Origin of the sequence: Citrobacter sp. wls613 (assembly GCF_005281195.1) — a bacterium.
Lineage (GTDB): Bacteria > Pseudomonadota > Gammaproteobacteria > Enterobacterales > Enterobacteriaceae > Citrobacter > Citrobacter gillenii.
Map to the genome: position 1 here is coordinate 69649 of NZ_SZXN01000069.1, position 23300 is coordinate 92948.

Annotated in this window: 24 protein-coding genes and 2 pseudogenes; 15 read left to right on the forward strand and 11 right to left on the reverse strand. The window is 53.0% G+C overall.

Annotated features, from left to right (window positions below; translation table 11 throughout):
- From FDX01_RS23925 to garP, 4 genes are all read right to left on the reverse strand, one after another.
- On the reverse strand, positions 1 to 259 hold a 259-nt coding region (locus FDX01_RS23925), incomplete at its 3' end, for a glycerate kinase (RefSeq protein ID WP_249361006.1).
- A gap of 65 nt (positions 260 to 324) precedes the next feature.
- Complete coding sequence (gene garR / locus FDX01_RS17030) at positions 325 to 1215, reverse strand: 2-hydroxy-3-oxopropionate reductase (protein WP_096755560.1); 891 nt, start codon at positions 1213 to 1215, stop codon at positions 325 to 327.
- Between the two features lie 30 nt (positions 1216 to 1245).
- Positions 1246 to 2016, reverse strand: a complete 771-nt coding sequence (garL, locus tag FDX01_RS17035) for a 2-dehydro-3-deoxyglucarate aldolase (protein WP_117342718.1) — start codon at positions 2014 to 2016, stop codon at positions 1246 to 1248.
- A gap of 15 nt (positions 2017 to 2031) precedes the next feature.
- Positions 2032 to 3366: a galactarate/glucarate/glycerate transporter GarP gene (gene garP / locus FDX01_RS17040; RefSeq protein ID WP_096755558.1), complete on the reverse strand. Its 1335-nt coding sequence runs from the start codon at positions 3364 to 3366 to the stop codon at positions 2032 to 2034.
- Positions 3367 to 3762: 396 nt separating this feature from the next.
- Here garP and garD point away from each other — a divergent pair, with 396 nt between their 5' ends.
- On the forward strand, positions 3763 to 5334 hold the full coding sequence (gene garD / locus FDX01_RS17050) for a galactarate dehydratase (protein ID WP_137400191.1): 1572 nt from the start codon (positions 3763 to 3765) through the stop codon (positions 5332 to 5334).
- A 151-nt stretch (positions 5335 to 5485) separates the two neighbouring features.
- Here garD and FDX01_RS17055 read toward each other — a convergent pair whose 3' ends face one another.
- Positions 5486 to 6289 carry a DeoR family transcriptional regulator gene (locus FDX01_RS17055; protein ID WP_115257418.1) on the reverse strand — a complete coding sequence of 268 codons (804 nt, stop codon included), beginning with the start codon at positions 6287 to 6289 and terminating at the stop codon, positions 5486 to 5488.
- Positions 6290 to 6509: 220 nt separating this feature from the next.
- Between FDX01_RS17055 and kbaZ the strand changes: the two genes are divergently transcribed.
- The 8 genes and pseudogenes from kbaZ (at position 6510) to kbaY (ending at position 13910) form a co-directional block, all read left to right on the forward strand.
- Positions 6510 to 7835, forward strand: coding sequence for a tagatose-bisphosphate aldolase subunit KbaZ (gene kbaZ, locus FDX01_RS17060; RefSeq protein WP_137400192.1), 1326 nt, complete (start codon positions 6510 to 6512; stop codon positions 7833 to 7835).
- Between the two features lie 19 nt (positions 7836 to 7854).
- A complete protein-coding gene (agaV, locus tag FDX01_RS17065) occupies positions 7855 to 8328 on the forward strand; it encodes a PTS N-acetylgalactosamine transporter subunit IIB (protein ID WP_137400193.1) in 474 nt (157 codons plus the stop codon).
- A 10-nt stretch (positions 8329 to 8338) separates the two neighbouring features.
- On the forward strand, positions 8339 to 9118 hold the full coding sequence (gene agaW, locus FDX01_RS17070; protein WP_115257415.1) for a PTS N-acetylgalactosamine transporter subunit IIC: 780 nt from the start codon (positions 8339 to 8341) through the stop codon (positions 9116 to 9118).
- Complete coding sequence (gene agaE, locus FDX01_RS17075; protein WP_115257414.1) at positions 9108 to 9986, forward strand: PTS N-acetylgalactosamine transporter subunit IID; 879 nt, start codon at positions 9108 to 9110, stop codon at positions 9984 to 9986. Before agaW ends, agaE begins: the two co-directional genes overlap by 11 nt.
- A 16-nt stretch (positions 9987 to 10002) precedes the next feature.
- A complete protein-coding gene (gene agaF, locus FDX01_RS17080; RefSeq protein WP_115257413.1) occupies positions 10003 to 10437 on the forward strand; it encodes a PTS galactosamine/N-acetylgalactosamine transporter subunit IIA in 435 nt (144 codons plus the stop codon).
- Positions 10434 to 11566 (forward strand): annotated as a pseudogene (gene nagA, locus FDX01_RS17085) (N-acetylglucosamine-6-phosphate deacetylase). The gene agaF and the pseudogene nagA overlap by 4 nt, the downstream one beginning before the upstream one ends.
- Before the next feature lie 301 nt (positions 11567 to 11867).
- Complete coding sequence (locus FDX01_RS17090) at positions 11868 to 13022, forward strand: AgaS family sugar isomerase (protein WP_117342723.1); 1155 nt, start codon at positions 11868 to 11870, stop codon at positions 13020 to 13022.
- A gap of 12 nt (positions 13023 to 13034) precedes the next feature.
- Positions 13035 to 13910, forward strand: a complete 876-nt coding sequence (gene kbaY, locus FDX01_RS17095; protein WP_115257410.1) for a tagatose-bisphosphate aldolase subunit KbaY — start codon at positions 13035 to 13037, stop codon at positions 13908 to 13910.
- A 73-nt stretch (positions 13911 to 13983) separates the two neighbouring features.
- Here the strand turns inward: kbaY and FDX01_RS17100 are convergent.
- Positions 13984 to 14962 (reverse strand): annotated as a pseudogene (locus FDX01_RS17100) (Fic family protein).
- A 29-nt stretch (positions 14963 to 14991) separates the two neighbouring features.
- On the reverse strand, positions 14992 to 15855 hold the full coding sequence (rsmI, locus tag FDX01_RS17105; protein WP_115257408.1) for a 16S rRNA (cytidine(1402)-2'-O)-methyltransferase: 864 nt from the start codon (positions 15853 to 15855) through the stop codon (positions 14992 to 14994).
- A gap of 62 nt (positions 15856 to 15917) precedes the next feature.
- Here rsmI and FDX01_RS17110 point away from each other — a divergent pair, with 62 nt between their 5' ends.
- Genes FDX01_RS17110 through dolP form a run of 4 tightly spaced genes read left to right on the forward strand, consistent with a single transcriptional unit; the run spans position 15918 to position 19521 of the window.
- On the forward strand, positions 15918 to 17972 hold the full coding sequence (locus FDX01_RS17110; protein ID WP_137400194.1) for a penicillin-binding protein activator: 2055 nt from the start codon (positions 15918 to 15920) through the stop codon (positions 17970 to 17972).
- The gene (locus FDX01_RS17115; protein WP_096755549.1) at positions 17930 to 18325 is read left to right on the forward strand and encodes a YraN family protein; all 396 of its coding nucleotides are present in this window, start codon (positions 17930 to 17932) and stop codon (positions 18323 to 18325) included. Before FDX01_RS17110 ends, FDX01_RS17115 begins: the two co-directional genes overlap by 43 nt.
- Positions 18326 to 18345: 20 nt before the next feature.
- A complete protein-coding gene (gene diaA, locus FDX01_RS17120) occupies positions 18346 to 18936 on the forward strand; it encodes a DnaA initiator-associating protein DiaA (RefSeq protein ID WP_048213380.1) in 591 nt (196 codons plus the stop codon).
- 9 nt (positions 18937 to 18945) lie between these two features.
- A complete protein-coding gene (dolP, locus tag FDX01_RS17125) occupies positions 18946 to 19521 on the forward strand; it encodes a division/outer membrane stress-associated lipid-binding lipoprotein (protein WP_115257406.1) in 576 nt (191 codons plus the stop codon).
- Positions 19522 to 19620: 99 nt separating this feature from the next.
- Here the strand turns inward: dolP and FDX01_RS17130 are convergent, their stop codons facing one another.
- Together FDX01_RS17130 and FDX01_RS17135 are read right to left on the reverse strand one after the other, a co-directional pair.
- Positions 19621 to 20256 (reverse strand): NAD(P)H-binding protein, encoded by a 636-nt coding sequence (locus FDX01_RS17130; protein ID WP_137400195.1) that lies wholly within the window; start codon positions 20254 to 20256, stop codon positions 19621 to 19623.
- A gap of 32 nt (positions 20257 to 20288) precedes the next feature.
- A complete protein-coding gene (locus tag FDX01_RS17135; RefSeq protein WP_115257404.1) occupies positions 20289 to 20717 on the reverse strand; it encodes a YhbP family protein in 429 nt (142 codons plus the stop codon).
- 52 nt (positions 20718 to 20769) lie between these two features.
- Between FDX01_RS17135 and FDX01_RS17140 the strand changes: the two genes are divergently transcribed.
- Positions 20770 to 21069, forward strand: coding sequence for a GIY-YIG nuclease family protein (locus FDX01_RS17140; protein WP_115257403.1), 300 nt, complete (start codon positions 20770 to 20772; stop codon positions 21067 to 21069).
- Here FDX01_RS17140 and FDX01_RS17145 read toward each other — a convergent pair.
- Together FDX01_RS17145 and FDX01_RS17150 are read right to left on the reverse strand one after the other, a co-directional pair.
- A complete protein-coding gene (locus tag FDX01_RS17145) occupies positions 21056 to 21559 on the reverse strand; it encodes an N-acetyltransferase (RefSeq protein WP_115257402.1) in 504 nt (167 codons plus the stop codon). The genes FDX01_RS17140 and FDX01_RS17145 overlap by 14 nt on opposite strands.
- Entirely contained in the window at positions 21553 to 22077 is a 525-nt protein-coding gene (locus tag FDX01_RS17150) for an SCP2 domain-containing protein (protein ID WP_115257401.1), read from the reverse strand. The genes FDX01_RS17145 and FDX01_RS17150 overlap by 7 nt, the downstream gene beginning before the upstream one ends.
- Positions 22078 to 22296: 219 nt before the next feature.
- Between FDX01_RS17150 and FDX01_RS17155 the strand changes: the two genes are divergently transcribed.
- Positions 22297 to 23292 (forward strand): peptidase U32 family protein, encoded by a 996-nt coding sequence (locus FDX01_RS17155; RefSeq protein WP_096755542.1) that lies wholly within the window; start codon positions 22297 to 22299, stop codon positions 23290 to 23292.
- Positions 23293 to 23300 lie beyond the last annotated feature (8 nt).

The following is a 23300-nucleotide window of genomic DNA, read 5'->3' on the forward strand; positions in this document are numbered from 1 at the left end:
ACGCGGTGTTACCGTCTCCGGACATGCCCCAGCTGGCATTCACTTTTTCGCCCAACGGTCCCGTTACCCACGCGAAATGTTCCGTTCCCTGCGTGGCGGCAATCATCGCTTCAACGGTCCCTTCGCCGCCATCGGCGACCGGAACAGAAACATAGTGCGCATCGGGAAAAATTTCCCGAAATCCTTTTTCTATCGCCTGCGCTACCTCGGTGGCAGAAAGGCTTTCTTTATAAGAGTCTGGGGCAATTACGATTTTCATAGTTATGTAGCCTGACAGTGCCGCGCGAGGCAAGAATTACAGGGCGCGCAGTCGCGCCCTTCTTGTTAGCGAGTGACTTCCACTTTCGCCAGTTTTTCGTAGTAGCATGCCAACGCACTGTGGTCAGCCGTTCCCAGCCCATCAGCGCGCAGCGCCTGCATCATTTCCATTACCGCTGCAGTCAGCGGCAGCTGTGCACCCACGCCGTGTGAGGTATCCAGCGCATTCGCCAGATCTTTGATGTGCAGGTCAATACGGAAACCCGGTTTAAAGTTACGGTCCATCACCATCGGCGCTTTGGCATCCAGCACGGTGCTGCCCGCCAGTCCGCCGCGAATAGCCTGATACACCAGATCCGGGTTCACACCCGCTTTGGTCGCCAGGGTCAGCGCTTCAGACATCGCCGCAATATTCAGCGCCACGATCACCTGGTTTGCCAGCTTAGTGACGTTACCCGCGCCAATGTCGCCGGTATGCACCACAGAACCCGCCATCGCTTTCAGCAGGTCGTAGTACTTGTCGAAAATCGCTTTATCACCACCAACCATCACCGACAACGTGCCATCAATTGCCTTCGGTTCGCCGCCACTCACCGGTGCATCCAGCATATCCACGCCTTTCGCTTTCAGCGCATCGCTGATTTCACGACTGGCTAACGGGGCGATTGAACTCATGTCGATCAGAACGGTGCCCGGCTTCGCGCCTTCGATGATACCGCCTTCGCCCAACGCCACTTCTTTTACGTGTGGAGAATTCGGCAGCATGGTGATAATCACATCGCACTGTTCAGCAATGGCTTTCGCCGTGGTAGCGGTTTCTGCGCCTGCGGCGATGACTTCCGCAATCGCTTCTGGGTTACGGTCAGCAACCACCAGCGAGTAACCTGCCTTGAGGAGGTTTTTACTCATTGGTTTACCCATAATACCGAGGCCAATAAAACCTACTTTCATTGTCATGTCTTTATCTCTCTATACTGTCGATGGTGGTTATTTCTTAAAAGAATCAGCCAGTTTTTGCGTCGCTGAACGGAACACGCCGAGATCGCTACCGACGGCAACAAACGTCGCGCCCCAGTCCAGATAGCGACGGGCATCTGCATCAACCGGTGCCAGAATGCCGCTTGGCTTACCGTGCTTTTTCGCGACCGCAAAGATGTGCTGAATCGCCTTTTGCACTTCCGGATGGGAGGCATTACCCAGGTGGCCTAACGCGGCGGCCAGGTCGCTTGGGCCGACGAAAATACCGTCCACGCCTTCGGTTGCGGCAATCGCATCCACGTTATCAACACCCTGCTGACTTTCGATCTGCACGATGATGGTGATGTTTTTATTTGACTGTGCGAAGTAGTCCGGCACTGTGCCAAACATATTGGCGCGGTGAGAAACCGATACGCCGCGAATACCTTCCGGCGGATAGCGGGTAGACGCCACGGCGTTCACCGCATCTTCTTCGGTCTCAACAAACGGAATCAGGAAGTTATAGAAACCAATATCCAGCAGACGCTTGATGATCACCGGCTCGTTTGTCGGCACACGTACAACCGGCGCGCTGGAACTGCCTTTCAGCGCCATCAGCTGTGGGATAAACGTCGAGATATCGTTTGGCGCATGTTCACCGTCCAGCACCAGCCAGTCAAAACCGGCCAGGCCTAATACTTCGGTACTGATCGGGCTTGCCAGCGCGGACCAGCAGCCAATCTGAACCTGATGCGCCGCAAGTGCCGCTTTAAATTTGTTTGGGAAAATCGTGTTATTCATCGCCTATACCTTTGTTTATTTCTGCAATTCCATACGTTTAATGTCACCGACAATAAACAGGTAGCAAACCATCGCCATCAGCGCCGAGCACCCTACAAACACCAGCGCAGCATTAAATGAGTGCAGCTCGCTCACCAGGTAACCAATCACCAGCGGGGTTACGATAGAAGCCACGTTACCAAATACGTTAAACACGCCACCGCACAGACCCACAATCTCTTTCGGGGCGGTATCGGAAATCACCGGCCAACCCAGCGCGCCAAAACCTTTACCGAAGAACGCCAGCGCCATCAGCGCCACTACGAAGGTGGTATTATCCGTGTAATTGCACAGGATAATGGTTGAGGCGAGCAGCATTCCGAGCACGATCGGCAGCTTACGCGCCAGGGTGATGCTGGCGCCGCGTTTAATCAGGTAATCCGAGAACACGCCGCCCAGTACACCACCAGCAAATCCACACAGTGCCGGAATAGACGCGACCAGGCCGACTTTCAGGATCGACATACCTTTTTCCTGCACCAGGTAGATAGGGAACCAGGTCAGGAAGAACCAGGTGATGGTGTTGATAAAATACTGTCCAAAGAACACCCCCAGCATCATGCGGTTTGTCAGCAGTTGCTTGATGTAATGCAGTTTCGGACCGCTCGCCGCAGCACCACCCGGCTTCTTGTGGTCCATATCCACTACCGCGCCGTTATCCGAGATAAACTTCAGCTCTTCCTGCGACATCCGTGGGTGATCGGTAGGGTTATGGATCAGTTTTACCCACAGTCCGGTCAGCACAAAGCCAATCACGCCCATCACGGTAAAGACGTGTTCCCAGCCCCAGGCGAAGGTCAGCCAGCCCAGCAACGGTGAAAACAGCGCCAGTGAGAAATACTGCGCGGAGTTAAAAATCGCAGAGGCCGTGCCACGCTCTTTGGTCGGGAACCAGGCCGCAACAATACGGGCGTTAGCCGGGAAGGAAGGCGCTTCCGAGAAGCCCAGCATAAACCGCATGATAAACATGGAGATCCCCGCCCAGGCCAGCGGGAACATATCGACAAAACCCTGCAGGAAGGTAAACAGCGACCAGAAGAAAAGACTGTAGGTATAGACTTTCTTCGAACCAAACTTGTCGAGCAGCCAGCCGCCGGGAATTTGCATCAGCAAATAGGCCCAGCCGAAGGCGGAGAAAATGTAACCCATTGATATGGCGCTGAGCTGCAACTCTTTGGCCACTTCAGTACCGGCAATAGACAACGTCGCGCGGTCTGCATAGTTTACGGCAGTGACAATAAATATTATCAGCAGTATTAAATATCGGGTGTGCGTACCTTTCTTTTTCTCTACAACCGTATCCAGTATCATTCTATTTACCTCAGGTACAAAAAGATTTTTATTATTATTTTGAAGGATGTTTACGCTGATAAATTACCGTAAGATAAAATACACTTATATTTATCAGTCGCTATTAAACCGTGATTCAGTATAATCAGCGCAGCGTTGTTAATCATTGTGCAAACGCTCATTAAAAGCATAATATTAAAATATTATTTTATGCATATGCACATAACCATGGGCGCTGATGCACACATTTACGTATTGATACCCTTGGTGGCGTGGCGTTTCTAAGTTTAAGTGATCTCGCTCACATTCTTAAATTAAAACTCCTGACATTCTTATTCCACGACACTGAGTCTTTATTACTTATAATTAGATTCGATATATATCTATTATCACCACCTGGCTGGAGAATACTGGACAATGGCCGACATCGAAATTAGACAAGAATCGCCCACGGCGTTTTATATTAAAGTTCACGACACTGATAATGTGGCGATTATTGTCAATGACAATGGTCTGAAAGCCGGGACACGTTTCCCGGACGGACTGGCGCTGATTGAACATATTCCCCAGGGTCATAAAGTGGCGCTAACGGATATTGCTGTTCACGGCGAAATCGTGCGCTATGGTGAAGTGATCGGTTACGCCGTTCGCGACATCGCACGCGGTAGTTGGATTGATGAGTCAATGGTTGAGCTGCCCAAAGCCCCGCCGCTGGAGACGCTGCCGCTGGCAACCAAAGTACCGGAGCCGCTTCCTCCTCTTGAAGGCTACACCTTCGAAGGCTACCGCAATGCCGACGGCAGCGTGGGCACCAAGAACCTGCTCGGCATCTCCACCAGCGTACACTGCGTAGCGGGCGTGGTGGATTATGTGGTGAAAATCATTGAACGCGATCTGCTGCCCAAATACCCGAACGTTGACGGCGTAGTGGGGCTGAACCATCTGTATGGTTGCGGTGTAGCCATCAATGCACCGGCCGCTATCGTGCCAATTCGTACCATCCATAACATTGCCCTGAACCCCAACTTCGGTGGCGAAGTGATGGTTATCGGACTCGGCTGCGAAAAACTCCAGCCGGAACGCCTGTTAGAAGGCACGCACGATGTGAAAAGCATCCCGGTAGACAGCGCCAGCATTGTCAGCCTGCAGGATGAAAAACACGTAGGCTTCAAATCGATGGTTGAAGACATTTTGCAGGTTGCCGAGCGCCATCTGGTAAAACTCAACCAGCGTCAGCGAGAAACCTGCCCGGCCTCTGAACTGGTGGTCGGCATGCAGTGCGGCGGCAGCGATGCGTTTTCTGGCGTCACCGCTAACCCGGCAGTGGGCTACGCGTCCGATCTGTTGGTGCGCTGCGGTGCCACCGTGATGTTTTCAGAAGTGACCGAAGTGCGTGACGCCATCCACCTGTTAACGCCGCGCGCCATCAATGAAGAAGTGGGCAAGCGCCTGCTCGAAGAGATGGCCTGGTACGATAATTACCTGGATTTGGGACAAACCGACCGCAGCGCTAACCCCTCTCCGGGCAACAAGAAAGGCGGTCTGGCTAACGTGGTCGAAAAAGCGCTGGGCTCCATTGCCAAATCGGGTAAGAGCGCCATTGTGGAAGTGTTATCGCCGGGCCAGCGTCCGACCAAACGCGGCCTGATTTACGCGGCAACGCCTGCCAGCGACTTTGTATGCGGCACGCAGCAGGTCGCGTCCGGGATCACCGTGCAGGTGTTCACCACCGGTCGCGGTACACCGTACGGTCTGATGGCAGTTCCAGTGATTAAAATGGCAACACGCACCGAACTGGCCAACCGTTGGTTTGATCTGATGGATATCAATGCCGGAACCATCGCTACCGGTGAGGAAACCATTGAAGATGTCGGTCTGAAGCTGCTCGAGTTCATTCTCGACGTGGCGAGCGGACGTAAGAAAACCTTCTCGGATCAGTGGGGACTGCACAACCAGCTGGCGGTGTTTAACCCGGCACCGGTGACCTGATTTTCTCTGGCTGAGCATTTTTCCGGCCTATAAGCGCCCTGTCCCGTAGGCCGGATAAGGCGCTTTAGCGCTGCTATCCGGCATTTCAACGATTAGCAGCCCTGTGTCTGTAACTGAATAGGCATCACTACTGCTGAATTTGTCCCTGCCATCACTGAACAATGATCACTTCGACGCCGCTACGGTGTAATTCTTGTAGACATTCCGCTGGAATACCTTCATCCACAATGATGGTATGAATACGTTGTGTATCAATGATTTTATGCAGGCTGGAGCGATTGAATTTGCTGGAATCAGTCACCACGATAATCCGCTCAGCCACTTCGCACATCCGACGGTTAAGCCGGGCTTCGTCTTCATTGTGCGTACTCACACCGCGTTCTAAATCAATAGCATCAACACCAAGAAACAGCATGTCGAAGTGGTAATTCTGCAGAGACTGCTCGGCCTGATCACCATAAAAAGACAGCGACTGACGACGCAGATGTCCACCGGTCATCAGCAGCTCGACACCTTCAGCTTCCAACAAGGCACTGGCGACATTCATCCCATTGGTCATCGCAATCACATCGGTATGCTGGCGCATCAGACGGGCAATTTCATAGGTCGTAGTGCCGGAATCCAGGATCACGCGATGCCCTGGTTTGATCATTTCAGCGGCAGCCTTGGCGATACTGCGTTTAACCGCCGTATTCAGCGAGCTCTTATCTTCAACAGAAGGCTCCACGCCCGGCGTATTGCTGTCACAGATCAGCGCCCCACCATAGGCACGAACGGCAATACCCTGCTTTTCCAGAAACGCCAGATCGTTGCGGATCGTCACCGTAGAGACGCCAAATAAAACAGAAAGATCGTTCACCTGCACGCTTCCTTGCTGTCGCAACCGCTGGATAATCTGCTCGCGCCGCTCGCTGGTACCTGTTACCCGCTTACTTGCAGAATCGGTATTGCTCATAAGAGATCCTTTAGTTAATTCTTTCGTTTCATTTCGTTTTGCCTATTAACGCCTTTCTTTTACCGGATTGCAAGCACTACAACCGGCTCAGATAGCGATAGAATCGCCGCTGAAACCTTTCATTATGTTTCTTTTGTGAAACAGATCGGAAAACAAGAATCTTTCGTTTTATTTTTATGGCAACTTGGATCAGTATCAAATGAAACAAAACGAAAGATTGATGTCGCAGCAATCTGACCTGGAGAGGAAAGTGAAACATCTAACTAAAATGGTGGAGCAGCATAAACGGGGGAAAGCAAACGGGATTTATGCCGTTTGTTCCGCGCATCCATTGGTACTGGAATCAGCAATACGCTACGCCCATGCAAACCATACACCGTTGCTGATAGAAGCAACGTCCAATCAGGTTGACCAGTTTGGCGGCTATACCGGTATGACTCCAGCCGATTTTCGCAGTTTTGTCTGTCGCCTGGCAGAATCTTTTGACTTTCCTCAGGAAATGCTAATTCTGGGTGGGGACCATCTCGGACCAAACCGTTGGCAAAACCTACCCGCAGAGCAGGCAATGGCCAATGCTGACGACCTCATTAAAAGCTACGTGGCTGCAGGATTTAAAAAAATCCACCTGGATTGCAGCATGTCCTGCCAGGGCGATCCTGTTCCATTAACGGATGCCATCGTCGCTGAACGCGCGGCACGCCTGGCGAAGGTTGCCGAAGAAACCTGTAAGGCTCATTTTGGCGAGTCCGATCTGGTTTACGTGATCGGCACGGAGGTTCCGGTTCCCGGCGGTGCCCACGAAACGTTAACGGAGCTGGAAGTTACTACACCTGACGCGGCACGTGCCACGCTGGAAGCTCATCATCATGCGTTTGAAAAACAGGGTCTGGACGCCATCTGGCCACGCATTATCGCACTGGTGGTGCAACCCGGCGTTGAATTTGACCACACACATATTATTGATTATCAGCCGCAAAAAGCCGCTGCTTTAAGCAAGATGGTAGAAGCCTACGACACATTGGTCTTTGAAGCGCATTCCACCGATTATCAAACACCACAGTCACTGCGCCAGTTGGTCAAAGATCACTTTGCGATCCTGAAAGTTGGCCCAGCCCTGACCTTCGCCCTGCGTGAAGCGTTGTTCTCACTGGCCGCTATTGAAGAAGAATTACTGCCAGCAAAGGCCTGCTCAGGTCTACGCCATGTTCTGGAAAGCGTGATGCTCGATCGCCCGGAATATTGGCAGAGCCATTACCACGGAGATGGCAACGCACGTCGACTGGCACGAGGTTACAGTTACTCCGATCGGGTTCGTTACTATTGGCCAGACAGCCAGATTGATGACGCCTTCGACCGACTGGTACGCAACCTGGCAGACGAGCCAATTCCGCTGCCGCTCATCAGCCAATATTTACCGTTGCAGTACGTAAAAGTGCGCGAGGGAGATCTCAACGCCACACCACGAGAACTCATCATTAACCATATTCAGGACATACTGCAGCAATACCACCGTGCCTGCCAGGGCGCATCATCCCATAACGCATAAAAAGAAAGAGAAAAACACTATGCCAAACATTGTATTAAGTCGCATTGACGAACGTTTAATTCACGGTCAGGTCGGTGTGCAGTGGGTCGGATTTGCGGGGGCAAATCTGGTTCTGGTTGCCAATGATGAGGTCGCTGAAGATCAGGTTCAGCAAAACCTGATGGAAATGGTGCTCGCGGAAGGGATTGCCGTGCGCTTCTGGTCACTGCAAAAAGTGATCGACAATATCCACCGTGCTGCCGATCGTCAGAAAATTCTGCTGGTCTGCAGAACCCCCGCAGACTTCTTACGGCTGGTTGAAGGCGGCGTTCCGGTTAACCGCATCAACGTTGGCAATATGCACTACGCCAACGGCAAGCAGCAAATCGCCAAAACCGTTTCTGTAGACGCTACAGATATTACGGCATTTAACGGGCTGAAAGCCGCCGACGTGGAATGCTTCGTTCAGGGCGTACCAACCGAACCCGCCCAGGACCTCTTCAAACTTCTCTGAGGAATTCACAATGGAAATTAGTCTGTTGCAGGCTTTTGCGTTGGGTATTCTCGCCTTTATCGCAGGCCTGGATATGTTCAACGGGTTAACGCATATGCACCGCCCGGTGGTTCTTGGACCGCTGGTCGGGCTGATACTGGGCGATCTGCATACCGGTATTTTAACCGGTGGTACGCTGGAACTGGTGTGGATGGGCCTGGCCCCACTGGCGGGTGCTCAGCCACCAAACGTCATCATCGGGACCATTGTCGGAACAACATTTGCTATTACGACCGGCGTAAAACCAGAGGTTGCCGTTGGTGTGGCTGTGCCATTCGCCGTAGCGGTTCAAATGGGGATTACCTTCCTGTTCTCCGTGATGTCGGGTGTTATGGCTCGCTGCGATCGGATGGCAGCGAATGCCGATACAGCCGGAATTGAGCGGGTGAACTATCTGGCATTACTGGCATTGGGGACGTTCTACTTCTTATGCGCCTTCCTGCCGATTTACTTTGGCGCGGAACATGCCAAAACCGCCATTGATGTGCTACCCACACGCCTGATTGACGGCCTCGGCGTCGCCGGCGGCATCATGCCAGCAATCGGTTTTGCCGTACTGCTGAAAATCATGATGAAGAACGTCTACATCCCCTATTTTATTCTGGGTTTTGTTGCCGCTGCCTGGCTCAAGCTCCCGGTACTGGCTATCGCCGCCGCCGCACTGGCAATGGCGCTGATCGATTTTCTGCGTAAATCACCTGAACCTACAGCCCCGGTAGCACAAAAAGAGGAATTCGAAGATGGAATCTAACCAAACGGCTCTGCCGAACGTTTCCGATACCGAAGATACGCTGCTTACCGGCACCAATGAAAACATCTATGAAGATCAGAACATTGGGGCGGAGCTGACAAAAAAAGACATCAACCGCGTAGCCTGGCGTTCCATGCTGCTACAGGCATCTTTTAACTACGAACGTATGCAGGCATCAGGATGGCTGTACGGTCTGTTGCCCGCACTGAAAAAGATTCACACCAATAAACGCGATCTTGCGCGTTCAATGAAAGGCCATATGGGGTTCTTTAATACCCATCCGTTTCTGGTGACGTTTGTTATTGGCATCATCCTCGCGATGGAACGCTCCAAGCAGGACGTGAACAGTATTCAAAGTACCAAGATTGCCGTAGGCGCACCGCTCGGGGGCATCGGGGATGCGATGTTCTGGTTAACGCTGCTGCCCATTTGCGGAGGGATCGGAGCCAGCCTGGCGCTACAGGGGTCTATTCTTGGCGCAGTCGTGTTTATTGTTATGTTCAACGTTGTCCATCTTGGTTTGCGTTTTGGCCTGGCACACTACGCGTATCGGATGGGCGTCGCGGCCATCCCACTGATTAAGGCCAATACCAAGAAGGTTGGGCATGCGGCATCCATCGTTGGGATGACGGTGATTGGCGCCCTGGTTGCAACTTACGTTCGCCTTAACACCACGTTGGAAATTACCGCAGGTGATGCGGTGGTAAAACTGCAGACGGATGTTATTGACAAACTGATGCCGGCTTTCCTGCCACTGGTCTACACATTAACCATGTTCTGGTTGGTTCGTCGTGGCTGGAGTCCTCTGCGTCTTATCGCCATTACTGTGGTGCTCGGCGTAGTCGGAAAATTCTGTCATTTCCTGTAAATACAAGGGGCTGTAGATGTTAGGTATTATTTTGACGGGTCATGGCGGGTTTGCCAGCGGAATGGAAAAGGCGATGAAACAGATTCTGGGGGAACAGTCTCAGTTTATCGCCATCGACTTTCCAGAAACCTCAACCACCGCCTTGCTCACTTCGCAACTTGAACAAGCGGTGAGTGAACTGGACGCTAAGGAAAATATCATTTTTCTGACTGACCTGCTGGGTGGCACTCCGTTTCGTGTCGCGTCTACCCTGGCGATGCAAAAACAAGGAAGTGAAGTGATCACCGGTACCAATCTGCAGCTTCTGCTGGAGATGGTGCTGGAGCGTGAAGGCTTGAGCAGCGAAGAATTTCGTCTACAAGCACTGGAGTGCGGGCATCGCGGCCTGACCAGCCTGGTCGATGAGCTGGGACGGTGTCGCGAGGAACACCCCGTTGAGGAAGGGATATGACACAACTGCTGCGCGCCAGACGTCTGCTGACTGACAGGGCTGGTTGGACGATCATCAATTACGTATAGAAGAAGGCACTATCACGACGATTGAGCCTATCCCCTCTGGCGTGATGGGGCGTGATGCCGACCTGCTGTGCCCTGCTTACATCGACACCCATGTCCACGGAGGGGGTGGCGTCGATGTTATGGATGAAGCGGCAGACTCACTCGACAAGCTGGCGATGCACAAAGCACGTGAAGGGGTAGCCAGCTGGCTGCCCACTACCGTCACCGCCCCATTGCAGGATATTCACGGGGCACTGCAACGAATTGCCCATCGCTATCATTCAGGTGGCCCCGGTGCGCAAGTGCTGGGCAGCTATCTGGAGGGACCGTATTTCACGCCACAGAATAAAGGCGCGCACCCGCCTGAGTTATTTCGGGAGCTGGAACTTAACGAGCTGGATGAGCTGATTGCAATTTCCCGGCAAACTTTGCGCGTGGTGGCGCTGGCACCAGAGAAACCAGGCTCATTGCAGGCTATTCGGCACCTCAGGCAACAGGATGTCAGGGTGATGCTGGGTCATAGTGCTGCAACCTGGGAACAAACCCGAGCCGCCTTTGACGCCGGTGCAAATGGGTTAGTGCACTGCTACAACGGCATGACAGGGCTGCATCATCGGGAACCCGGTATGGTCGGCGCGGGGTTAACCGATCCGCGCGCATGGCTGGAGCTTATTGCCGACGGACACCACGTCCACCCGGCAGCCATGACGCTGTGCTGCAACTGTGCAAAAGATCGGATAGTGCTAATCACCGATGCAATGCAGGCCGCCGGTATGCCCGATGGGCGCTATACGCTGTGTGGCGAAACGGTAGATATGCGCGGCGGTATCGTACGGACCGCTTCTGGCGGTCTGGCCGGCAGTACACTGTCCGTTGATGCGGCCGTTCGCAATATGGTCGAATTCACCGGAAGTACGCCAGAAGATGCTATCCATATGGCTTCACTGCATCCTGCTCGCTTGTTAGGTATTGATCACCAGCTAGGATCGTTAAAAACGGGCAAGCGTGCCAGCATTATTGCCCTTGATAGCGCTCTGCATTTACAACAAATCTGGATCCAGGGCCGCACGTTCCCACTCTAGACCTTTCACTGTGTATGCTATTGGCCTTCGCTTAAACACCGCAAGGCCTTTCTTTTCCTTTCGAAGTAACAAACGCCATACGCTAAGATTCCAAATTTAAATCTTATATATCAATAAGATAATAAAACCACACTCTTGCACGATCACAATTTTCGTTTTATTTCCTTTTATTCATTTGAACTTTCAATTTCTTTTCTATACATTTAATTCAACTGATTACATGTACAAGTGAAACGAAACGAAAGATAGCGACAAGTTTGCCAGCGTCTGATGTGGAATTCACACGACTAAGGACTGAGTTATGCCAGAAACCTACACCCCTGTTCGCGCGATAACGGGCACCTGGACAGAAGAAGAAATTCGCCAGCAGCCCGCCAGCTGGATCCGCTCTCTCAGCAATATCGAAAAAATCCGATCCTCCATCGACAGTTTTCTCGCACCCTTGTTGCGTAAAAGCGATCTGCGGATCGTACTGACGGGAGCGGGAACCTCCGCGTTTATCGGTGACATTATTGCCCCATGGCTCGCCAGCCATACCGGAAAGAACATCAGCGCCATCCCGACAACCGATCTGGTCACCAATCCAATGGATTATTTGGCACCAGCGCATCCGCTGCTGTTGGTCTCTTTTGCCCGGTCGGGTAACAGCCCGGAAAGTGTTGCAGCAGTTGAGTTGGCGAATCAGTTTGTCCCTGAATGCTATCACCTCTCAATCACCTGTAACGAAGCGGGCAGCCTGTACCAAAACGCGGCCGATAGCGATAACGCGTTTGCACTGCTCATGCCCGCAGAAACGCACGATCGCGGTTTCGCGATGACCAGCAGTATCACCACTATGATGGCCAGTTGTCTGGCGGTATTTGTTCCAGAGAAAATCAACAGCCAGACATTCCGCAACGTGGCCGATCGCTGTCAGGCGATCCTGACGTCACTGGGCGATTTTAGCCACGGCGTGTTTGGTAACGAACCGTGGAAACGGATCGTTTACCTCGGCAGCGGTGGATTACAAGGTGCCGCACGTGAATCAGCGTTGAAAGTTTTGGAACTCACGGCGGGTAAACTGGCCGCATTCTATGACTCGCCAACCGGTTTTCGCCATGGTCCTAAATCACTGGTCGATAACGAAACGCTGGTCGTGGTGTTTGTCTCCAGCCATCCCTATACACGTCAGTACGATCTCGATTTGCTGGCAGAGTTACGTCGTGATCAACAGGCACTGCGCGTTGTGGCCATTGCCGCAGAGACCGATGCCATTATTGAAGCCGGTCCACATATTCTATTGCCACCTTCACGCACTTTTATCGATATGGAGCTCGCTTTCTGCTTCCTGATGTATGCCCAGGTGTTCGCACTGACGCAATCCATCAGTATCGGCAATACACCGGATACGCCTTCTGCCAGCGGTACAGTCAACCGCGTCGTTCAGGGCGTTGTTATTCATTCCTGGAACGGCTAAAAGGATCGCATCATGAGCATTATTTCTACGAAATACCTCCTGCAGGATGCCCAGGCAAAGGGCTATGCCGTACCTGCGTTTAACATCCACAATGCCGAAACGATCCAGGCTATCCTCGAAGTCTGTAATGAAATGCGATCGCCGGTGATCCTCGCCGGAACACCAGGCACCTTTAAGCATATTGCGTTAGAAGAGATCTACGCGCTATGCAACGCCTACTCCACAACCTATGACATGCCTCTGGCACTGCATCTTGACCATCACGAATCGCTGGACGATATCCGTCGTAAGGTGAACGCTGGAGTGCGTAGCGCGATGATTGACGGCAGCCACTTCCCGTTCGAAGAAAACGTGAAGCTGGTGAAATCCGTTGTGGATTTTTGCCACGCCAAAGATTGCAGCGTTGAAGCTGAATTGGGTCGTCTGGGTGGCGTTGAAGATGACATGAGCGTGGATGCAGAAAGCGCTTTCCTGACAGATCCTCAGGAAGCAAAACGTTTTGTCGAACGTACTGGTGTAGACAGTCTCGCCGTCGCTATCGGCACCGCGCACGGTCTCTATACCAAAACCCCGAAAATTGATTTCCAGCGTCTGGCAGAAATTCGTGAAGTGGTCGATATCCCACTGGTATTGCATGGCGCAAGCGATGTACCTGATGAATATGTCCGCCGCACCATTGAGCTGGGGGTGTGTAAGGTCAACGTCGCCACCGAACTGAAAATCGCCTTTGCCGATGCGGTCAAAGCCTGGTTTGCAGAAAATCCACAGGGTAACGATCCCCGTTACTACATGCGTGTCGGTATGGATGCCATGAAAGAAGTGGTACGCAGTAAAATTAATGTCTGCGGATCGGCAAACAGATTAATGCCTGCCCGCGAATTATCATAACATTCATCTCTTTTTAGTGAATGATTCAAAAGCGCGGTCTGATTAACTTCAGATAGCGCTTGCATCAAATAAATCACAGCGTACAAACCCGCCAGAAACCTCCCTTCTTCGCACCAACGCGTTGCAGTTTGCCTTTCTGCTGCAACGCTTTCAGATAGCGTTCAATGGTTCGGGCTGAGATTTCACACTCATCGGCAAGGCTTTTGGCAGTTCGTGCAGGCTGACGCGACAAAATATGCAGTATGCGTTTTTCTATATCCAGTAAATCAGGCGACATTTCTTCCGACATTTCTTCCGACATTTCTTCCGACAAGGCTGATGATTTTCCCAACCCGTCTTGCAAAGCAGAGATAATATTTTCCAGAATAAATTCTATAAATGGCGTGCAACTACTTTGCCGATCGCACAGCCCTAACACCTGGTAATAACGCTCCTGCTGGAAGTGAATCCGCGTTTCCACCGGTAGCCACGCCAGTTCTGCTCGCCATTCACTCAGAATCAATGTCTGCCACAGCCGTCCCATCCGACCATTACCATCGGCAAAAGGATGAATAAACTCAAACTCATAATGGAAAATAGCCCCGGCTATCAGGGGATGGAGCTCGGTTGTTTTTAACCAGCCCAGTAGCTCATCTATCAAACGCGAAATTTGTGATGCCGGGGGCCATATGGATGAGCTTTTTTTCTCTGTAAACACCGACATTCCCGGAGCGCAACCGCCCGGGGTTATCGACCAGTCCCATCATAAGAATCTCATGGGCCCGGAGAAGATCGGATAACTGATGACTCTTCCATTCTGACATTTTTTCATATGCCAGAATCGCATTCCTGACTTCCTGTATATCTTTTGCCGGAGCCAGTATTCGCTTGCCATCCATCAGGGCAGTGACCTGATCTGCACTCAACGAATTATGCTCAATCGCTAAAGAGGCCTGAATAGTACGGATGAGGTTCTCTTTGCGCAAAAGAGGAGATGCCCTGCCAGCCACAACCGCCCAATATCCCATAAGCTCACCAATCTCAATGACCTGATTGAGTATCAATGGGGTGATGGCAAAGGGAGGTTAGTAGCCACTCACGCTTACTCTCCCTGCTGTTCCAGGGCGTACTTATACAGCGCATTCTTTTTCACGCCGTGGATTTCGGCAGCCAGTGCGGCGGCCTTTTTCAGCGGCAGTTCTGCCTGTAACAGCGCCAGCGTCCGCAAGGCATCGGCCGGGAGATCGTCGTCCTGCGCTTTATGGCCCTCAACAATCAGCACCATTTCGCCTTTACGGCGGTTTTCATCTTCTTTTACCCACGCCAGCAATTCGCCGACCGGGGCGCCGTGAATGGTTTCCCAGGTTTTAGTCAGCTCGCGCGCCAGCACCACATAACGCGACTCTCCCCATACGGCGACCATGTCTTCCAGGCTGTCGAGCAGACGGTGGGTGGACTCATAAAAAATCAGTGTACGAGGTTCCGCTTCAATGGCCTTCATTGCATCGCGACGGCCTTTGGATTTGGCGGGCAAAAAGCCTTCGTAGCAAAAACGGTCTGATGGCAGGCCTGCAGCACTTAATGCGGCGATGGCCGCGCAAGGACCCGGTAGCGGCACAACTCGAATACCCGCCTCACGACAGGTACGCACCAGGTGATAGCCAGGATCGTTAATCAGCGGCGTTCCGGCATCGGAAACCAGCGCGATGTTCTGGCCTTCCTTGAGCTTCGCCACCAGCATTTGGGCTTTTTGTTGCTCATTGTGATCGTGTAACGCAAACATACGGGCGCTAATCGCGAAGTGTTGTAATAATAATCCGGTATGACGGGTGTCTTCAGCGGCAATTAAATCAACGGCTTGTAAAACTTCGAGCGCTCGTTGGGTAATATCAGCCAAATTTCCGATAGGAGTAGGTACAATAAAGAGTTGGCCTTGAGAATTATCCGCCGATTCGTGTTGTTTCATTGTGTCGTCCGTATTGCCGATTTAATATTGAGCATTGCGTAAAAAATATCACTGGATACAGTATGGTACCCTCAACATTTTCTCGTATGAAAGCCGCGCGCGCTCTGCCAGTCATTCTGGCAGCATTGATTTTCGCCGGTTGTGGCTCCCAGGCGCCAGACCAGAGTGCAGCCCATATGCAGGGCACAGCACAAGCTGATTCCGGCTTTTATCTGCAACAGATGCAGCAAAGCTCAGATGATAGCAAGACCAACTGGCAATTACTCGCCATTCGTGCACTGCTGAAAGAAGGTAAGAGCCAGCAGGCTGTCGATCTGTTCAACCAATTGCCGCAGAACCTGAACGATGCCCAGCGTCGTGAACAATCCCTGCTGGCCGTTGAGATCAAACTTGCGCAGAAAGATGTCGCGGGCGCGCAGGCCCTGCTGGAGAAGCTAAAACCAGCCGATTTCGATCAGAACCAACAGGCGCGTTACTGGCAGGCACAAATTGATGCCAGCCAGGGGCGTCCATCGTTAACGCTGCTGCGTGCGCTAATCGCTCAAGAGCCGCTGTTGGCCGCCAACGATAAGCAGAAAAACATCGATGCGACCTGGCAAACACTCTCGTCAATGACACCAGAGCAGGCGCAGGCGCTGGTCATCAACGCTGATGAAAATGTTCTGCAAGGCTGGCTGGATCTCCAGCGCGTCTGGTTTGATAACCGTAGCGATGCCGACATGATGAAGGCCGGCATTGCCGACTGGCAAAAACGCTATCCGCAAAACCCGGGGGCAAAATTACTGCCCACGCAGTTGGTTAACGTCCAGAGCTATAAGCCAGCGTCCACCAGCAAGATAGCCCTGCTACTGCCGCTGAACGGTCAGGCCGCTGTTTTTGGTCGCACTATTCAGCAGGGTTTTGAAGCAGCGAAAAACAATGGCACGCAACCAGTATCAACCCCTGTCGCCGCAGCACCTGCAGCCGTCACGGACGCCACCACGCCCGTTACACAACCGCAGTCCGTCGACGGCGTGGCCAGCCCTTCCCAGGCCTCGGTGAGCGATCTGACCAATGATGCACCAGCACAGCCAGCCACACCGGTTAGTGCGCCGCAAACAGCACCAACTCAGCCAACGACGGCCAGCGCCCCGGCGAATCCTTCCGCAGAGCTGAAAATTTATGACACCTCGTCACAGCCGCTGAATCAGATCCTGGCCCAGGTGCAGCAGGATGGTGCCAGCATTGTTGTCGGCCCTCTGTTGAAGAACAATGTTGAAGAACTGATGAAGAGCAGCACGCCGCTGAACGTACTGGCGCTTAATCAGCCTGAAGCCGTGCAGAACCTGGCGAATGTGTGCTACTTCGCGCTGTCACCGGAAGATGAAGCGCGCGATGCCGCACGTCACATCCGCGATCAGGGAAAACAAACCCCGCTGCTGTTAACGCCGCGTAGCGCGTTAGGCGATCGCGTGGCCAACGCCTTTGCACAGGAATGGCAAAAACTTGGCGGCGGCGTGGTGTTGCAACAGAAATTCGGCTCTACAGCAGAACTGAGAATGGGCGTCAACGGTGGTGCAGGGATTGCCCTGACGGGCAGCCCGGTCGTCTCCTCTACACCAGCACAGCCTGGCGTCACGATTGGTGGACTCACCATCCCGGCTCCGCCGACCGATGCGCAAATCACCGGTGGTAGCGGTCGTGTTGACGCCGTGTATATTCTGGCCACGCCGGAAGAGATCGCCTTTATTAAGCCGATGATCGCCATGCGTAACGGCAGCCAGAGCGGTGCCACGCTGTATGCCAGCTCCCGTAGCGCGCAGGGTACTGCCGGTCCTGACTTCCGCCTGGAAATGGAAGGCTTGCAGTACAGTGAAATTCCGATGCTGGCCGGCGGCAACGAACCGCTCATGCAGCAGGCGCTTAGCGCCGTGCACAACGATTACTCGCTGGCACGCATGTACGCCATGGGCGTCGATGCGTGGTCGCTGGCTAACCACTTCACGCAAATGCGTCAGGTGCAGGGCTTTGAAATTAACGGCAACACTGGCGCATTAACCGCCACGCCGGATTGTGTGATTAACAGGAAGTTATCATGGCTCAAATACCAGCAAGGACAGGTCGTCCCCGCCAGTTAACGAGTAAACAGACCGGTGACGCGTGGGAAGCCACCGCGCGTTGCTGGCTGGAGGGCAAAGGACTGCGTTTTATCGCCGCCAACGTGCGCGAACGCGGCGGCGAAATCGACCTGATAATGCGTGAAGGCAAGACCACCGTCTTTGTTGAAGTCCGTTTTCGTCGTTCCGCTCTTTTTGGCGGGGCGGCGGCGAGTGTGACCCGCAGCAAACAACAGAAATTATTACACACCGCCCGCTTGTGGCTTGCGCGCCACAATGGGAGTTTTGATACTGTGGATTGTCGGTTCGATGTGTTAGCCTTCACCGGAAATGATGTTGAGTGGTTAAAGGATGCCTTTAACGACCACTCATAATTGAAGATTTAAGGATTAGCGTGTTAGACAGAATTAAAGTCTGCTTTACAGAAAGCATTCAAACTCAGATTGCTGCGGCTGAAGCGCTCCCGGATGCGATTTCCCGTGCAGCCATGACGCTGGTTCAATCCCTGCTCAATGGCAACAAAATTCTCTGTTGTGGTAATGGGACATCCGCTGCCAACGCACAGCATTTTGCTGCCAGTATGATCAACCGTTTTGAAACAGAACGGCCCAGTTTACCTGCTATTGCACTAAATACTGATAATGTGGTCTTAACTGCGATTGCCAACGATCGCCTGCACGACGAAGTTTATGCAAAACAAGTCCGTGCGCTGGGACATGCAGGTGATGTTCTGTTGGCAATTTCTACGCGTGGCAACAGTCGCGATATCGTTAAAGCCGTTGAAGCTGCCGTCACCCGCGACATGACGATCGTCGCTCTGACCGGTTATGACGGGGGAGAGCTGGCCGGATTATTAGGGCCGCAGGATGTCGAAATCCGCATTCCCTCACACCACAGCGCACGCATTCAGGAAATGCATATGCTGACGGTGAACTGCCTTTGCGATCTTATCGATAACACGCTTTTCCCTCACCAGGATGATTAAGGAGTACACATGAAGGCATTTTCGCCGCTCGCAGTGGTTCTTTCTGCGCTGCTGTTGCAAGGCTGTGTCGCTGCCGCCGTTGTCGGAACGGCAGCTGTCGGAACGAAAGCCGCAACTGACCCTCGCAGCGTCGGCACCCAGGTAGATGATGGAACCCTGGAATTACGCGTCAGTACCGCGTTATCAAAAGATGCCCAGATCAAGAAAGAAGCGCGCATCAACGTCAGCGCCTATCAGGGTAAAGTGCTACTGGTGGGGCAGTCTCCTAACAGCGAGTTGTCTGCGCGGGCGAAACAGATTGCAATGGGTGTAGAAGGCACGACGGAAGTGTTTAACGAAGTCCGTCAGGGTCAGCCAATCGGCCTGGGTGAAGCCTCCAACGATACCTGGATCACCACCAAAGTGCGCTCCCAGCTGCTCACCAGCGATCAGGTAAAATCATCCAACGTTAAAGTGACCACCGAGAACGGGGAAGTCTTCCTGCTGGGTCTGGTTACCGACCGTGAAGCGAAGGCTGCGGCGGATATCGCCAGCCGGGTCAGCGGCGTGAAACGCGTCACGACCGCGTTTACATTTATTAAGTAATACTGCTACAGATGCCGGATGGCGACGCCTGGGCGTCTTATCCGGCCTACAGGACTTCATCGTTTGTAGGCCGAATAAGCGTCAGCGCCATCCGGCATTTTATTTAGCCCTTTCGCGCAGCTCGGACGAGGTCAGGATCGAAACCCCTTCATGTCCTGGCGCAAGTGCCTCCACCAGCATTGCCCGTGCGACATCACGTGCCTCAATAGATTTCCAGTTCCCCGGTAGCAACTTGAATAATGGCGCAAAGAGCTTTTCATTCGCTCGCTGTTGTTCCCTGTCACCCAGCAACATCGAAGGCCGTACAATCGTCAGCCGGGGCCATTTCTGCGCAATCAGCGCCTCTTCCATCTCACCTTTAACCCGATTGTAGAAAAATGGCGAGTGCGCATTGGCCCCCATCGAACTCACTACCAGCATATGCTGAGCCCCCAGACGACGCCCCGTCAGGGCGGTATCTACCACCAGCGTATAATCAGCGTGGATAAAGGCCTCTTTACTACCCGCTTCACGTCGGGTGGTTCCCAGACAGCAAAAAACAATGTCGACCGGATCGGTGACCTGTGCCAGCGCATCGGTCAACTGCGGATCGTGAGGGTTAAAGACGCCAACCGTATCGGCGAGCGGGCGGCGCGTTGGAGCCGTAATCGCATGGACCCGAGGCTCGTTCAGTAGCATCCGCAATAAATGTCCGCCCACCAGACCCGTGGCTCCGGTTATTAACACCTGGCTCATCGCTTATCCTTTCCCTTCAATCATTCCTCTAACTATAGATCACGTAGCCAGAGCAGCTTTTTACCAAAGCCCAGCGTGTTGTCAGTGAACTTGATTTCATCAAGACGAATCTCCCACACGGGTGCAGACAGCATTCTGGCGACGGGGAAGCGACGATTATACGCTTTACGCGCGTCGTCGCTCTCCTGCCCCTCCAGACGCCTGATTTCGCCTTTAAACTGGACGCCACGGATCAGCGCGACCGTTTTGGGTTGACCGTTTACCGTCCCGGCAACGGACGCGCATGGGCCGGACATCTGGGCATGGCGAGTTTTATCTTCGGTGAGCACATAGAAGGCAACCTTCTGCGCATCAAACAGATAAAACGCATTGGCGCACCACAGTTCACCGTCATGATGCACACACCAGGTCACGACGTGCTGTTTTGCCAGCCAGCGCGTCACCGCAGTCAGTGTTTCCATTTCTGTTCTCTTTTATACTGTAGGCCTGAAAATTATCACGTCGATGGTGACAATGACACCCTGGTATCTGTACCTGATCCGTACCGCAGACAACGCCCTGTACACCGGAATAACCACCGATGTGCAGCGCCGCTATAAGCAACATCAAAGCGGAAAAGGCGCGAAAGCCTTGCGTGGGAAGGGAGAGTTAACTCTGGCATTTGCCGCGCAGGTCGGCGATCGTTCGCTGGCCCTGCGTCTGGAATATCGAGTCAAGCAGCTCACAAAGCGTCAGAAAGAACGCCTTGTAGAAGGTGAAGGGCTTGAGGCATTGCTGAGTAGCCTACAAGCCCCGGTGCTTAAAAGCGATTGAAGTGCTCGTGGTATTCCACCAGACCAGACACGCCCTCCAGCGCATCTTCTGCCAGGCGATGCACCTGGAACGCGCTTTCGGTGCCCGGCCAGCGGCAGTGTAGATCGTGGTGGGCTGCCAGCTCAAAGCCAAAGCGACTGTACAGTGCCGGATCGCCCAGCGTGACCACCGCGGCGTACCCAAACTCGTTCAGTGAATCCAGTCCCTCATAGACCAGCTGACGCGCCAGGCCCTGCCCACGGTAGTTTTCATCTACCGCTAACGGAGCCATACCGACCCATTGCAGATCTTCACCTTGCACATCAACAGGACTGAACGCGACGTAGCCGACCACCTGACCTTCGTCGTCGGTGGCAACCAGACCCAGCGTCAGAAAACCGTCTTCACGCAGGTCGTGCACTAACTTCGCTTCCGCATCGCTTTCAAAGGAACGACGCAGCAGCGCATCAATACCTGGGGCATCAATGGGAATTTCAACTCGAATCAGCATGGTTCACCTACCGAGGTCTGTTTGGTTTCTGGCGAATGTTTCATACCCGCCTCAACAAAGTCCGCCAATTGCAGCAGCATAACGCGCAATGCTTTCGGCATCTGCTCCAGTTCAATGGCGTCCATCAGATTTTTCACATGTAGCCCTAATTCTGTATCGCCTTCAATCACCAGGCGACGCTGGAAGAAAAGCGTATCCGGATCCTGCTTACGCGCCGCAATCATCAATAAATCGCTGGCGTCTGCGCTAAAACTCACATCAGCGTCTGCGTTCTGACTGACGATAAGTTTGTCGTTCTCAACAGAGGTATACCATCTGAGGCCAATATCACGAACATTTATGCTCAACCAGCGACCGTCGAGAAACTCCAGTTCCCCGTCGGCCAGCGCCTGGCGAAATTGCCAGCTCAGAACCTGTTCCAGTACCTGGCGCTTGAGCGTAAAGGGCGTCAGTTTAACCGGTACACTCATCAGAGAAGGACCAAAATGTACTAAGCGTGAACGCAGTTTATCCAACACGAGCTTTACTCCCTGTTTCTATAGTCCGGCTATTTTGCCATATCAAATAAACGACATAGCGGCATAAATCAACAATTCGATACGAAATTGTTACCTCTTTATTGGTGATACCAATACGACTTTAACTGCCTCAAATCAAAAATTGTCTCAGCAAGGTTAACTAAAATCCCTCTTCGTTAACATTTTTGCGCCCAGGCGGCGTAACTTTCAGGATAAATTATGGAGCTGCTGTGCCCTGCCGGAAATCTCCCGGCGCTTAAGGCGGCCATCGAGAACGGCGCTGATGCTGTGTACATCGGGCTAAAAGATGATACCAACGCCCGTCATTTCGCCGGCCTTAATTTTACCGAGAAAAAATTGCAGGAAGCGGTGAGTTTCGTCCATCAACATCGCCGTAAGCTGCACATCGCGATTAACACCTTTGCCCACCCGGATGGGTACGCTCGCTGGCAGCGTGCCGTGGATATGGCGGCACAACTGGGCGCGGATGCACTGATCCTCGCCGATCTCGCCATGCTTGAGTATGCCGCAGAACGCTACCCGCATATTGAGCGCCATGTCTCTGTTCAGGCATCGGCAACCAATGAAGAAGCGGTAAATTTCTATCACCGTAACTTTGACGTCGCACGTGTGGTGCTGCCGCGTGTGCTGTCGATTCATCAGGTGAAACAACTCGCGCGCGTAACACCGGTTCCTTTGGAAGTGTTTGCCTTCGGCAGCCTGTGCATTATGGCGGAAGGCCGCTGCTATCTTTCGTCTTATCTGACGGGCGAATCCCCCAATACCGTCGGCGCGTGTTCCCCTGCCCGTTTTGTACGCTGGCAGCAGACCGCGCAGGGGCTGGAATCTCGCCTGAACGAAGTGCTGATTGACCGTTACCAGGATGGTGAAAACGCCGGATATCCCACGCTGTGTAAAGGGCGTTATTTGGTGGATGGCGAGCGCTATCATGCGCTGGAGGAGCCCACCAGCCTCAACACCTTAGAACTGCTACCTGACCTGCTGGCCGCCAATATTGCCTCGGTGAAAATCGAGGGGCGTCAGCGTAGCCCGGCCTATGTCAGCCAGGTGGCGAAAGTGTGGCGTCAGGCGATCGACCGCTGCAAAGCAGATCCGCAGAACTTCGTTCCGCAAAGCGCCTGGATGGAAACGCTCGGCTCTATGTCCGAAGGCACGCAGACCACACTTGGCGCGTATCACCGTAAATGGCAGTGAGAAAAGCA

Coding starts and splice junctions, on each gene's coding strand:
- garR (WP_096755560.1), bottom strand. CDS start 1,215: ATGACAATGAAAGTAGGTTTTATTGGCCTCGGTATTATGGGTAAACCA.
- garL (WP_117342718.1), bottom strand. CDS start 2,016: ATGAATAACACGATTTTCCCAAACAAATTTAAAGCGGCACTTGCGGCG.
- garP (WP_096755558.1), bottom strand. CDS start 3,366: ATGATACTGGATACGGTTGTAGAGAAAAAGAAAGGTACGCACACCCGA.
- garD (WP_137400191.1), top strand. CDS start 3,763: ATGGCCGACATCGAAATTAGACAAGAATCGCCCACGGCGTTTTATATT.
- FDX01_RS17055 (WP_115257418.1), bottom strand. CDS start 6,289: ATGAGCAATACCGATTCTGCAAGTAAGCGGGTAACAGGTACCAGCGAG.
- kbaZ (WP_137400192.1), top strand. CDS start 6,510: ATGTCGCAGCAATCTGACCTGGAGAGGAAAGTGAAACATCTAACTAAA.
- agaV (WP_137400193.1), top strand. CDS start 7,855: ATGCCAAACATTGTATTAAGTCGCATTGACGAACGTTTAATTCACGGT.
- agaW (WP_115257415.1), top strand. CDS start 8,339: ATGGAAATTAGTCTGTTGCAGGCTTTTGCGTTGGGTATTCTCGCCTTT.
- agaE (WP_115257414.1), top strand. CDS start 9,108: ATGGAATCTAACCAAACGGCTCTGCCGAACGTTTCCGATACCGAAGAT.
- agaF (WP_115257413.1), top strand. CDS start 10,003: ATGTTAGGTATTATTTTGACGGGTCATGGCGGGTTTGCCAGCGGAATG.
- FDX01_RS17090 (WP_117342723.1), top strand. CDS start 11,868: ATGCCAGAAACCTACACCCCTGTTCGCGCGATAACGGGCACCTGGACA.
- kbaY (WP_115257410.1), top strand. CDS start 13,035: ATGAGCATTATTTCTACGAAATACCTCCTGCAGGATGCCCAGGCAAAG.
- rsmI (WP_115257408.1), bottom strand. CDS start 15,855: ATGAAACAACACGAATCGGCGGATAATTCTCAAGGCCAACTCTTTATT.
- FDX01_RS17110 (WP_137400194.1), top strand. CDS start 15,918: ATGGTACCCTCAACATTTTCTCGTATGAAAGCCGCGCGCGCTCTGCCA.
- FDX01_RS17115 (WP_096755549.1), top strand. CDS start 17,930: ATGGCTCAAATACCAGCAAGGACAGGTCGTCCCCGCCAGTTAACGAGT.
- dolP (WP_115257406.1), top strand. CDS start 18,946: ATGAAGGCATTTTCGCCGCTCGCAGTGGTTCTTTCTGCGCTGCTGTTG.
- FDX01_RS17130 (WP_137400195.1), bottom strand. CDS start 20,256: ATGAGCCAGGTGTTAATAACCGGAGCCACGGGTCTGGTGGGCGGACAT.
- FDX01_RS17135 (WP_115257404.1), bottom strand. CDS start 20,717: ATGGAAACACTGACTGCGGTGACGCGCTGGCTGGCAAAACAGCACGTC.
- FDX01_RS17140 (WP_115257403.1), top strand. CDS start 20,770: ATGACACCCTGGTATCTGTACCTGATCCGTACCGCAGACAACGCCCTG.
- FDX01_RS17145 (WP_115257402.1), bottom strand. CDS start 21,559: ATGCTGATTCGAGTTGAAATTCCCATTGATGCCCCAGGTATTGATGCG.
- FDX01_RS17155 (WP_096755542.1), top strand. CDS start 22,297: ATGGAGCTGCTGTGCCCTGCCGGAAATCTCCCGGCGCTTAAGGCGGCC.